Origin of the sequence: Streptomyces sclerotialus, from assembly GCF_040907265.1 — a bacterium.
GTDB classification, from domain to species: Bacteria; Actinomycetota; Actinomycetes; order Streptomycetales; family Streptomycetaceae; genus Streptomyces; species Streptomyces sclerotialus.
Window position 1 is genome coordinate 5,799,956 of record NZ_JBFOHP010000002.1, and the last position, 12,008, is coordinate 5,811,963.

The 12,008-nt window shown below is 72.2% G+C and carries 9 protein-coding genes and 1 pseudogene; 8 read left to right on the forward strand and 2 right to left on the reverse strand.

Annotation, left to right across the window (positions count from 1 at the left end):
- The first annotated feature begins 6 nt into the window (after positions 1-6).
- Positions 7-1,047, forward strand: coding sequence for an NAD(P)-dependent alcohol dehydrogenase (locus tag AAC944_RS25750; protein WP_030624410.1), 1,041 nt, complete (start codon positions 7-9; stop codon positions 1,045-1,047).
- Positions 1,048-1,056: 9 nt separating this feature from the next.
- Here the strand turns inward: AAC944_RS25750 and AAC944_RS25755 are convergent, their stop codons facing one another.
- A complete protein-coding gene (locus tag AAC944_RS25755; RefSeq protein ID WP_030624409.1) occupies positions 1,057-2,676 on the reverse strand; it encodes a purple acid phosphatase family protein in 1,620 nt (539 codons plus the stop codon).
- A 128-nt stretch (positions 2,677-2,804) separates the two neighbouring features.
- On the opposite strand from AAC944_RS25755, the gene AAC944_RS25760 reads away from it, so the two are divergent.
- On the forward strand, positions 2,805-3,845 hold the full coding sequence (locus tag AAC944_RS25760; protein ID WP_030624406.1) for a 3-isopropylmalate dehydrogenase: 1,041 nt from the start codon (positions 2,805-2,807) through the stop codon (positions 3,843-3,845).
- A gap of 272 nt (positions 3,846-4,117) precedes the next feature.
- On the forward strand, positions 4,118-5,206 hold the full coding sequence (locus tag AAC944_RS25765; protein ID WP_030624403.1) for a branched-chain amino acid aminotransferase: 1,089 nt from the start codon (positions 4,118-4,120) through the stop codon (positions 5,204-5,206).
- Between the two features lie 99 nt (positions 5,207-5,305).
- Here AAC944_RS25765 and AAC944_RS25770 read toward each other — a convergent pair.
- Positions 5,306-6,737, reverse strand: a pseudogene (locus AAC944_RS25770) (cytosine permease).
- Positions 6,738-6,913: 176 nt separating this feature from the next.
- Between AAC944_RS25770 and ureA the strand changes: the two are divergent.
- The 5 genes from ureA to AAC944_RS25795 all read left to right on the forward strand — a co-directional run bounded on the left by ureA (position 6,914) and on the right by AAC944_RS25795 (position 11,746).
- On the forward strand, positions 6,914-7,615 hold the full coding sequence (gene ureA / locus AAC944_RS25775; protein WP_030624396.1) for an urease subunit gamma: 702 nt from the start codon (positions 6,914-6,916) through the stop codon (positions 7,613-7,615).
- Entirely contained in the window at positions 7,612-9,318 is a 1,707-nt protein-coding gene (locus AAC944_RS25780; RefSeq protein WP_030624395.1) for an urease subunit alpha, read from the forward strand. Before ureA ends, AAC944_RS25780 begins: the two co-directional genes overlap by 4 nt.
- Before the next feature lie 264 nt (positions 9,319-9,582).
- Positions 9,583-10,647: an agmatine deiminase family protein gene (locus AAC944_RS25785; protein ID WP_030624392.1), complete on the forward strand. Its 1,065-nt coding sequence runs from the start codon at positions 9,583-9,585 to the stop codon at positions 10,645-10,647.
- A gap of 34 nt (positions 10,648-10,681) precedes the next feature.
- Positions 10,682-11,335 (forward strand): TetR/AcrR family transcriptional regulator, encoded by a 654-nt coding sequence (locus AAC944_RS25790; RefSeq protein WP_051872414.1) that lies wholly within the window; start codon positions 10,682-10,684, stop codon positions 11,333-11,335.
- 69 nt (positions 11,336-11,404) lie between these two features.
- Entirely contained in the window at positions 11,405-11,746 is a 342-nt protein-coding gene (locus tag AAC944_RS25795) for a hypothetical protein (protein WP_030624388.1), read from the forward strand.
- Positions 11,747-12,008: the final 262 nt, after the last annotated feature.

Genomic DNA, 12,008 nt, shown 5'->3' on the forward strand with positions numbered 1-12,008 from the left:
GCCACCATGAAGGCCGTCCAGTACCGCACCGTGGGCGCCGCGCCCGAGGTCGTCGAGGTGCCCGTCCCCGAGCCCGGGCCCGGCCAGGTGCTCCTGAAGGTGACCGCCGCCGGGGTCTGCCACTCCGACTTCTCCGTCATGCAGTGGACGGCGGACCAGCTGCCCTTCCCGCTGCCCCTCACCCTCGGCCACGAAGGCGCCGGCACGGTCGCCGCGCTCGGCGAGGGCGTCACCGGCTTCGCCGTGGGCGACCAGGTCGCCGTGTACGGCCCGTGGGGCTGCGGTGCCTGCGCCAAGTGCGCCGAGGGCAAGGAGAACTACTGCCTGCGCGCACCCGAGCTCGGCATCCGCCCGCCCGGCCTGGGCGCCCCCGGCGCGCTCGCCGAGTACCTCCTCGTCGACGACGCCCGCCACCTGCTGCCGCTCGGCGGCCTGGACCCCGTCCAGGCCGTGCCGCTCACCGACGCGGGCCTGACCCCCTACCACGCGATCAAGCGCTCGCTGCCGAAGCTGGTGCCCGGCTCCACCGCCGTCGTCATCGGCACCGGCGGCCTCGGCCACGTCGCGATCCAGCTGCTGCGCGCGCTGAGCACGGCCCGGGTGATCGCGCTGGACGTCAGCGAGGAGAAGCTGGCGCTGGCCCGCGAGGTCGGCGCCCACGAGACGGTGCTGTCCGACGCCTGCGCCGCGGCGACGGTCCGCGAGCTGACCGGCGGCCTCGGCGCCCAGCTCGTCCTGGACTTCGTCGGCGCGCCGCCCACCGTCACCACCGCGGGCGCGGTGGCGGCGGTCGAGGCGGACGTGACGATCGTCGGCCTCGGCGGCGGCGCGCTGCCGGTCGGCTTCGGCACCTCGGCGTACGAGGTGTCGGTGGCGGCGCCGTACTGGGGCAGCCGCGCCGAACTGGCCGAGGTCCTGGAACTGGCCCGGGCCGGCGCCCTCCAGGTCCACGTCGAGACGTACGGCATCGACGACGCGCCGCTGGCCTACGAGCGGCTGCACCACGGGCAGGTCAACGGCCGGGCCGTGATCCTGCCGCACGGCTGAGCGCCGCGGTCAGCCCTTCGCCGGGGCGTCGGCGGACCGCGTCACCTCGAAGTGGTCGATGCGCTCGCCCGTCTCGGCGAGCGCGGTGACCTTCATCCGGGGGCGGTGGCCGGTCCCGACCTCCACGGCGAGGAAGGAGAAGCCGGTGTAGCGGACCCGGGACCACTCGACCTTGTCGGTGTTCTTCCCGCCGCCCTTCACCCAGTGGTACGTCTCGACCTCGTCCAGGTCCTTCACGTGCCCCTCGTAGCTGTCCGGCACGGGGAACTTGTACAGCGCCTTGCCCGCGCCGCCCGCCGTGACGTACACGATGCCCTCGCGGGCCGAGTCCACGTGACCGCCGACCGGCACCTTGCGGGACACGTCGGTGCCCTTGATGGCGTCGGTGCGCTCGTAGATGTGGTTGTGGCCGTTGATCACCAGGTCCACGCCGTGCTTCTCGAAGAGCGGCAGCCAGGCGTCCCGGACACCGCCGTCCGAGGCGTGCGAGACGGTCGTGGAGAACGCGCAGTGGTGGAAGAACACCACGATGAAGTCGATGTCCTTGCTGCCGCGCAGCTCACCGAGGCGGCGGTCCAGCCAGCGGGTCTGCTTGCCGTTCGTGTAGCCGGTGTTCGCGGTGATCTCGTAGCTGACGTCGTTGGCGTCCAGCGCGACCACGCCGACGTTGCCGTAGGTGAAGGAGTAGACGCCGGGCGCGCGCTCGGGGTCCGGGCCGTTCTCCGGCAGCGACCAGCGGGCCAGCTGGCCGCCGTAGCCGTCGGGGGAGTACCAGGCCTCCATGTCGTGGTTGCCGGTCGTCACCATCCACGGCACGGACTTGGCGACCGTCTCCGTCTGCGCCAGGAACTGGTCCCACACCCGCGCGTCGTAGGTGTCCTCCACCGAGCCCTGGCCGTCCGGGTCGGCGTAGCAGATGTCGCCCGCGTGCAGGTGGAAGGAGGGGTTCTGGCCCAGGATCAGCTGGTCGTTGGCGAGTGCGTCGTAGCTCACGCCCTGGTCGCCGAAGGCGGTGAAGACGAACTTCTCGGGCCGCGCGGGAGCCGTACGGAACGTGCCGATCGTCGAGAAGTGGCGCGCGTCGGCCGGGTCGAAGCCGTCGTGGCCGACGCCGTAGTAGTACGTCGTGCCCGGCTTGAGGCCGTCCAGTGCGGCGTGCAGGTAGTACTGGTCGACGGCCGGCAGCTTCTTCGTGAGCGCCGGGGTGTGCAGGTCCCGCACCTCCGCCTCGATCTTCCGGCTGAGGTCCCACGGCTTCAGGCCCACCCGCAGGTACGGCCGCTTCACCGCGAACGGCACCTGCCAGGAGACCCGCATCTGCGTCCTGGGGTCGGCACCGAACTGCAGATGCCGGCCGAAGGGCGCCACCAGCTTGCCGTCCACCGTGGCCGAGGCGGGTGCGGACAGCAGGGACGTGGAGCGCGGCGCCGCGCACGCCGTGGTGGAGCCGAGCAGCCCGCTGCCCGCGACGAGGCCCGCACCGGCCGCCGAGGTACGCAGCAGCCCGCGCCGGGACAGCTTGGTGCGCAGGTACTCGTGCTGCTCGGCCATGGACATGCGGGCGGCGAGCCGCTCGGGGATGCCGAAGCGGGGGATGTCGGGGGAGGCGGGGGTCTCACGTGAAGCCATGCCGAAAACGTGCCATCGCCGCGGAACCGGATCACGTACTGCGGGTTAACCTCAGCTGTACGGCGCACCATGTGTCCGTATGCCGGACGGTGGATGTCAGCCCCTGGGACGAAGAGTAGGGTCCAGGCATGTCTCGCAGCATTCGCCTCGCAGTGATCCCCGGTGACGGAATCGGCCAGGAAGTCGTGGCCCAGGGCCTCAAGGTCCTCTCGGCCGTCCTCCCGCAGGACGTGAAGCTGGAAACCCAGGAGTACGACCTGGGCGCCAAGCGATGGCACGCGACCGGCGAGACCCTGCCGGACGCCGAGATGGAGTCGCTCAAGCAGCACGACGCCATCCTGCTCGGCGCCATCGGCGACCCGTCCGTGCCCTCCGGCGTCCTGGAGCGCGGGCTGCTGCTGAAGCTCCGCTTCGCCTTCGACCACTTCGTGAACCTGCGCCCGTCGAAGCTCTTCCCGAACACCAGCACCCCGCTGGCCGGCCGCCCTGACATCGACTTCATCGTCGTCCGCGAGGGCACCGAGGGCCCGTACACCGGCAACGGCGGCAGCCTGCGCACCGGCACGCCCCACGAGGTCGCCACCGAGGTGAGCCTGAACACGGCGTACGGCGTCGAGCGGGTCGTCCGGGACGCGTACGAGCGCGCCCAGGCCCGCCCGCGCAAGAAGCTGACGCTGGTCCACAAGAACAACGTCCTGGTCCACGCCGGCCACATGTGGAAGAAGATCTTCGACAAGGTGGGCGAGGAGTACCCCGAGGTCACCACCGACTACCTGCACGTCGACGCCGCGACGATCTTCTTCGTCACGCAGCCGGAGCGCTTCGACGTCATCGTCACCGACAACCTCTTCGGCGACATCCTCACCGACCTCGCCGCTGCCGTCACCGGCGGCATCGGCCTGGCCGCCTCCGGCAACATCAACCCGACGGGCGACTTCCCGTCGATGTTCGAGCCGGTCCACGGCTCGGCCCCGGACATCGCGGGTACCGGCAAGGCCGACCCGACCGCGACGATCCTCTCCGTCGCGCTCCTCCTGCGCCACCTCGGTTACGACGCCGAGGCCGTCCGCATCGAGGAGGCCGTCGCCGCAGACCTCGAAGGCCGCGACGGCACCGCCCGCACCACCGACGAGATCGGTGACGCGCTCGCCGGCCGAGTAGCGGGCTGACGCCGCTGCTCCGACACGACAGCTGAAGCTGTCCCTGCCCGTAGCCCAGCGGCGATGCCTGACAAGGCACCCGGCCGCTGGGCTACTCGGCGGTTGGGTGCGACCATCGACCCCAGGCCGCGCACGCGCAGTACGCCACCTCCTTCCTCTCCGCGGTCCCACGCGAGCGATAATCGAACGTGGGACCGCGCAAGGGGAAGCTCGGACGTCCACGTACCGAAGGACGTCGTGAGCGCGGCCGCCACAACCACACCGGTGAAGGACACGCACTCATGACGACGCCCACGATCGAGCTCAAGCCCTCCGCGCACCCGCTGCCCGCAGCGGAGCGCGAGAAGATCCTGGCCAGCCCCGGCTTCGGCCGGCACTTCACCGACCACATGGTGACCATCCGGTGGACCGAGGGCCGCGGCTGGCACGACGCGCAGCTCGTCCCGTACGCGCCGCTCTCGATCGACCCGGCGAACATGACCCTGCACTACGCCCAGACGATCTTCGAGGGGCTGAAGGCCTACCGCCGTCCCGACGGCACGGTCGCCAGCTTCCGCCCGGAGGCCAACGCGGAGCGCTTCCAGCGCTCCGCGCGCCGCCTGGGCATGCCGGAGCTGCCCGTCGAGACGTTCATCGCGGCGTGCGACGCGCTGGTCGAGCAGGACAAGGACTGGGTCCCGGCGCACGGCGGCGAGGAGTCGCTCTACCTGCGCCCGTTCATGTTCGCCTCCGAGGTCGGCCTGGGCGTGAAGCCCGCCAACGAGTACCTCTTCATCGTGATCGCCTCGCCCGCCGGCGCCTACTTCCCCGGCGGCGTCAAGCCCGTCTCCATCTGGCTGTCCGAGGACCGGGTCCGCGCCGTCCCCGGCGGCATGGGCGACGCCAAGACCGGCGGCAACTACGCCGCTTCCCTGCTCGCCCAGGCCGAGGCCGCCGAGAAGGGCTGCGACCAGGTCGCCTACCTCGACGCCGTGGAGCACAAGTGGGTCGAGGAGCTGGGCGGCATGAACCTGTACTTCGTGTACGGCAACAAGATCGTCACGCCCACCCTCACGGGCTCGCTGCTCGCCGGCATCACCCGTGACTCCCTCCTCACCGTCGCCCGCGACCTGGGGTACGAGGCGGAGGAGGCGCGCGTCTCCATCGACCAGTGGCAGGCCGACACGGAGAACGGCACCCTCACCGAGGTCTTCGCCTGCGGCACCGCCGCGGTCATCACGCCCGTCGGCACGGTGAAGCGCGCCGGTGCCGAGTGGCAGCAGAGCGGCGGCGAGCCCGGCGAGGTCACCATGAAGCTCCGCGAGGCGCTGCTGAACATCCAGCGGGGCACGGCGGAGGACACCCACGGCTGGATGCACCCCCTGGGCTGAGCACCCGGCCACGCACGGTTCCCGACGGGCCGCCCCGGACGCGTACGTACCCGCGTCCGGAGCGGCCCGTCGTCGTGCCGTCGTCGTGCCGTCCGCCGGTCAGCGCACCTCGGCGGGTGCTTCCTCCATGGGCGCCACGGCCACCGGCACGGCTGCCGGGCGGCGCGTCAGCACCCCGTACAGCACGGCCGTGACCAGCGCCGAGAGCAGGAACGAGAGGTCGATGCCGGCGGTGTACGGGACGAGCGGGCCGGTGTAGAGCGGAGTGTCCACCGCGGCCAGGCCGACCAGCGAGCCGGCCGCCCACGCCACCGTCGCGGGCACGTGCCAGCCCGCGGTGTACCAGTAGCGGCCGCCCCGGGCCCGGCGGTTGTAGACCTGCAGCGCCTCGGAGTCGTACACCCCGCGGCAGCGCGCGAAGCCGATCACGGTGATCACCGCCCAGGGCGTGCCGACCGCGGTGAGCAGCAGAACGAAGGCGGTCATCGCGTCCTGCGCGTCCCAGGCGAAGTGGCCGAGGTAGACGAAGAACGTCGCGATCCCGGCGACGACGTAGGTGGCCTGGGTGCGGGTGGCGCGCGGCAGGATCGCGTCGAGGTCCAGGCCCATCGAGTACAGCATCAGGCCCGCGTTGCCGACCGAGCCCGCCGAGGCGGCGAGGAAGAGCGGGACGAGGAACCAGAACGGCGCCCCCGCGACGAGCGGCCCGGCGTAGTCGTCGCCCGCGCCGACCGCCAGCGCGGTGAACGTGCCGAAGAGCTGGGGGATCAGCAGCCCCGCGACCAGGCCGAGGCAGGTGGCCAGGAACACCCTGCGGGAACTGTGCCGGCGCGGGGAGATGTACCGGGTGTAGTCGCCGAGCAGGGTGATGAAGGCGATCGGGCCGCTCAGCCCGGCCGAGACCACCGCCAGCAGCCAGGTGGGCCAGAAGCTCCCGAGCAGGTACGTGCTGCCGTGCGGGGCCGCGGTGGTGAAGTCCGGCGCGTACGCCAGCAGGCCGGCGGCGAGGATCGCGGTCATGCCGAGCGCGAGGCCGCGGGAGAGGCGGAGCAGCAGCTTGTAGCCGTAGACCGCGCCGGCCGCCGTGCAGACCGCGAGCAGTGCGTAGACGGCCGCGTAGCTCGCGCCGCCGTCGGGGGAGGCCGGTGAGCCGGGCGAGGGTGCCGACGACGGCGTCCCCGCCGACCCAGAGGGTGAGCGCGGTGTAGCCGAGCGAGAGCAGCAGGCCGATCACCGAGCCGACCAGCCGGCCGCGTACGCCGAAGTGGGCGCCGGAGCTGGTGGAGAGGTTGGTGCCGGTGCGCAGGGAGACCAGCGCGAGGGGCGCGGTGAGCAGCGTGCCCACGAGGGTGCCCACGGTCAGCGAGGTCACCGACGGCCAGAAACCCAGCCCGAAGGAGACCGGCAGCCAGCCGAAGATCACCACCCCGAGGGCGAGGTTCGAGCCCAGCAGGATGGAGACGAGGTCGCGCGGCCGGCTGGTGCGTTCCTCGTCGGGGATCGTGTCGACTCCGCGTTGTTCGATCGGCATGAGAGGGCTCCTCTGAGAGGCCGGACAACTGTCGGGGGGTGGCCGCTCCGGGGGAAGCGTTCCGGTTTTTTGAGCGGCGCTCAATGTGACCCATGCCCCTGTGACCGGTCAACCCTTTCGGACTCCTGGTTTCTCTGGTTAGAGTGGCGCTCTAATCGATCAGGAGGTGTGGTGGCATGCGGCTGACCCCGACCGAGCGCGACCGGCTGCTGCTGTTCGGCGCCGCCGAACTGGCGAGAGCGCGCAGGGCACGCGGCCTGAAGCTGAACGTGCCCGAGGCGACCGCTCTCGTCGCGGACACGGTCTGCGAGGTGGCCAGGGACGGCGGCCGGCTGGCCGACGCGATCGAGGCGGCCCGCGCCGTCCTCGGCCCGGACGACGTCCTGCCCGGCGTCGCCGACGTGGTCACCGAGGTGCACGTCGAAGCCGTCTTCGACGACGGCTCCCGGCTCGCCGTGGTCAGCGACCCCATCGCCGGGGGCTCGCTGGGCGACGCGGCCCCGGGTGCCGTCCTGCCCGGCCCCGCCGACGAGGCCCCGGCACCCGCGCTGACCGTCCGCGTCCGCAACACCGCGACCGTCCCGGTCAGCGTCACCTCCCACTTCCACTTCTTCGAGGCCAACCCCCGGCTCGACTTCGACCGCGCCGCCGCCTACGGCATGCGGCTCAACGTCCCCGCCGGCTCCTCCCAGCGCTTCGGTCCGGGCACCGAGGAAGAGGTCGGCCTCGTACCGATCGGCGGCGACCGGATCGCCATCGGCTTCGCGGGCCTGGTCGACGGCCCGCTGGACGCGCCGGGGGCCAAGGAAGAAGCGCTGCGGCGGGCCGCCGCCTGCGGCTACCTGGGGGCGAACACTGCAGAGGAGGAGCGGGCATGACCACCATCGATCCGCGTGAGTACGCGTCCGTGCACGGCCCCCGGGCCGGCGACCGGGTCGTCCTCGGCGACACCGGCCTCGTCGTACGCGTCGAGTCCGACGCCCAGCAGCCCGGCGACGAATTCCTCGCCGGCTTCGGCAAGACCGCCCGCGACGGCCTCCACCTCAAAGCCGCCGCCGTCCGCGAGACCTGCGACGTCGTCATCAGCAACGTGCTGGTCATCGACGCCGTACAGGGCATCCGCAAGGTCTCCATCGGCATCCGCGAAGGCCGCATCAGCGGCATCGGCCGGGCCGGCAACCCCGACACCATGGACGGCGTCGACGTCGTCGTCGGCACCGGCACCACCATCGTCTCCGGCGAAGGCCTGATAGCCACGGCGGGCGCCGTGGACACCCACGTCCACCTGCTCTCGCCGCGCATCATGGAGGCCTCCCTCGCCTCCGGCGTCACCACCATCATCGGCCAGGAGTTCGGCCCCGTCTGGGGCGTCGGCGTCAACTCGCCGTGGGCCCTGCGGCACGCCTTCAACTCCTTCGACGCCTGGCCCGTCAACATCGGCTTCCTCGCCCGCGGCTCCTCCTCCGACCCCGCCCCGCTCGTCGAGGCGCTCGCCGAGGGCGGCGCCTCCGGCTTCAAGGTCCACGAGGACATGGGCGCCCACACCCGCGCCCTGGACACCGCCCTGCGCGTCGCCGAGGAGCACGACGTCCAGGTCGCCCTGCACAGCGACGGCCTCAACGAATGCCTGTCCGTCGAGGACACCCTCGCCGTACTGGAAGGCCGCACCATCCACGCCTTCCACATCGAGGGCTGCGGCGGCGGACATGTACCCAACGTCCTGAAGATGGCGGGCGTGGAGAACGTCATCGGCTCCTCCACCAACCCCACCCTGCCCTTCGGCCGGGACGCCGTCGCCGAGCACTACGGCATGATCGTCTCCGTCCACGACCTCAAGACGGACCTGCCCGGCGACGCCGCCATGGCCCGTGACCGCATCCGCGCCGGCACCATGGGCGCCGAGGACGTCCTGCACGACCTGGGCGCCATCGGCATCACCTCCTCCGACGCGCAGGGCATGGGCCGCGCCGGCGAGACCGTACGCCGTACCTTCGCCATGGCCGGCAAGATGAAGGCCGAACTCGGCCCCATGGAGGGCGACGGCGCGCACGACGACAACGCGCGCGTGCTGCGCTACATGGCCAAACTGACCATCAACCCCGCCATCGCGCACGGCCTCTCCCACGAGATCGGCTCCCTCGAAGTCGGCAAGATGGCCGACATCTCCCTCTGGCAGCCCCGCTACTTCGGTGCCAAGCCGCAGCTGGTCCTGAAGTCCGGCTTCCCGGCGTGGGGCGTCACCGGCGACCCCAACGCGGCCACCGACACCTGCGAACCCCTCGTCATGGGCCCCCTGTTCGGCGCGCACGGCGCCACCGCCGCCGACCTCTCCGTCGCCTTCGTCAGCGGCGCCGCCGCCGCGGCCGGCGCCCCCGGCAAGGCCTTCGACTCGCTGCCCACCCGGCGCCGGCGCATCGCCGTCCGCGGCACCCGCGGCATCGGCCCGCGCGACCTGCTGCGCAACGACCGCGTCGGCGACGTCCAGGTCGACGGCGACACCGGCCTGGTCACCCTGGACGGCAGCCCCATGCGCTCCGACCCCGCCGACTACGTCCCACTGTCCCGGCTCTACTTCCTCTGAACCCTCTGAGCCGGACCCGCCCCGCGGGTCCGGGACGCCCCTGACACCGGGCGCCCCGGACCCGCGGGCCCCTTCCTGCCGCGGGCGGTCCCAGCACGGGGACCGCCCCGCCCGGACCGGCCCCGTACCGCCGAAGCGGCCTGCCCCGCTTCGGCCACCCCGCCCCGCCCGGGGCCCGTCCCTTCCCGGGCGGCACCGGGGCGGCCGCCCCCCCCCGGCGGCCGCCCCGCCCCTTTCCCCCTCCCACCTGCAAGGACGCAGCTCATGACGGACCAGCCCCTGCCCTCCACCGGTGCCACCCCGGCCGCCGACGGATACGCGATGCCCCCGGAGTGGGCACCGCACGAGCGCACCTGGATGGCCTGGCCGGGCGCCAACTTCACCTTCGGCGAGGAAGGCGGGACCACCCTCTCCGAAGCCCGCGTCGCCTGGGCCCGCGTGGCACGCGCCGTACGCCGCTTCGAACCGGTCACCGTCGTCGCCGGGCCCGGCCAGGCCCCGAACGCCCGCGGCCTCCTCGGCCCCGGCATCGACGTCGTCGAACGCGACCTGAACGATGCCTGGATGCGCGACATCGGCCCCACCTTCCTCACCGGCAACGGCCGGCTCGCCGCCACCGACTGGGTGTTCAACGGCTGGGGCGCCCAGGACTGGGCGAGCTGGGAACACGACGCCAAGATCGCCGCCGAGGTCGCGGACCTCGCGGGCGCCCGCCGCTACCCCACCCCCCTCGTCAACGAGGGCGGCGGCCTGCACATCGACGGCGAGGGCACCGTCCTGCTCACCGAGACCGTCCAGCTCGACCCCGGCCGCAACCCCGGCCGCACCCGCGAAGAGGTCGAGGCCGAGATCCACGCCTTCCTCGGCACCACCAAGGCCATCTGGCTGCCCCGCGGCCTCACCGCCGACTACGGACAGTTCGGCACCCGCGGCCACGTCGACATCGTCGCCGCCTTCGCCCGCCCCGGCACCGTCGTCGTCCACACCCAGCCCGACCCCGCCCACCCCGACCACGCCGTCTGCACCGAGATCGTCAAGCTCCTGCAGACCGCCACCGACGCCAAGGGCCGGACACTGGAGGTCGTCGAGGTCCCCGCACCCACCGTCGTCGAGGAGGACGGCGAGTACGTCGACTACTCCTACATCAACCACTACCTCTGCAACGACGGCGTCGTCCTCTGCGCCTTCGACGACCCGCGCGACGAGCACGCCGCCGGCATCTTCCGCCGGCTCTTCCCCGGCCGTACGGTCACCCTCGTCGACGCCCGTACGATCTTCGCTGCGGGTGGCGGCATCCACTGCATCACCCAGCAGCAGCCCAAGGTCTGATCGAACCGCAGATCAGCCGGTCCAGGAGGTCACCGTGCCCGGTCCCGCACGCCGTCCCCGGCGGCGGCTCAGCCAGCCACGCGAGCAGGTGCTCGCCGCGGCCATGACCACCATCGCCGAAGAGGGCCTGGACCGGCTCACGATGGCCGGGCTCGGCCGCGAGGTCGGCATGAGCAGCGGCCACATCCTCTACTACTTCGGCACCAAGGACGAGCTGCTGCTGCAGACCCTCCAGTGGAGCGAGGAACAGCTCGGCGCCCAGCGCCGCGCCGAGCTGGCCCGCCGCGTCCCCGCCCGTGCACGCATCGACGCCCTCGTCGACCTCTACCTCCCCGACGGCCCCCGCGACCCCCGCTGGACCCTCTGGCTGGAGGTCTGGAACCGCTCCCAGAACGCCGACGACGCCACCCGCGAACGCCAGCTCGACCTGGAACTCGCCTGGCACCGCGACCTGGTCGCCCTCCTCGTCGAAGGCGCCTCCAAAGGCGAACTCCGCCCCGTCGACGCCGAACGCTTCGCCACCCGCACCCGCGCCCTCCTCGACGGCTTCGGCACCCACCTCGTCGTCGGCCTCCCCGGCCTCTCCCGCGACGAGGTACTCGGCCACGTACGCGACTTCCTGGACGAGTCGCTCAGGACACCCCGGCAGGACGGGCAGGATGAGTACGGGAACTCATTGTCCGAGTGATCACCCGCAACTAGCTTCTCCTCGCGGTGCACGAACCACCGCAGTGCACGCACCGACGAGGGGAACAGCATGCGCAACCGCAAGAAGGCCATGACCGCCGTGGGCGCGGCGATGACCGCCGCCGCGCTCCTGGGCATGACCGGCCCGGCGTCCGCCGCACCCGCCGCCGCACCCGCACCGGCCGGCGCGGCCGTGCAGAAGACCAAGTGCGGCGTCCACACCGGGGGTTCCGCCGGCCTGTACTACAAGAACTGCTCGAAGAAGTACGGCCACAAGGTGAAGGTCGACCACATCATGGCGCCGGACCTCACCCACTGCGTCAAGCCCGGCAAGGACGAGTTCCTCGGCACCGTCAGCCCCTTCCCGACCAAGGTGCGCGGGGCGAAGTACATCGGGCACTGCAAACCCTGAGCCCGGTGCGGCGGGGCGCCCTCCGTTCCGGGCCGGGCGCCCCGCCCCGCTGCCGCGCGCACTCCCTCGCCAGGTACGACCACACAGAACGACGCCCGATCGTTGCCCCGGACACCCTTGTCACCCGGCACCGCCATCGGTCACCGTATGCGCTGGTCCACCAGTACAAAGGGAAAGAGGGAGGCTGCCGTGGCGCAGAGCGGTACCGAGCAGGGGCCGGGCGGTGGCACTGCCGACTGGCGGAAGATCTGGGTCGGCTCGG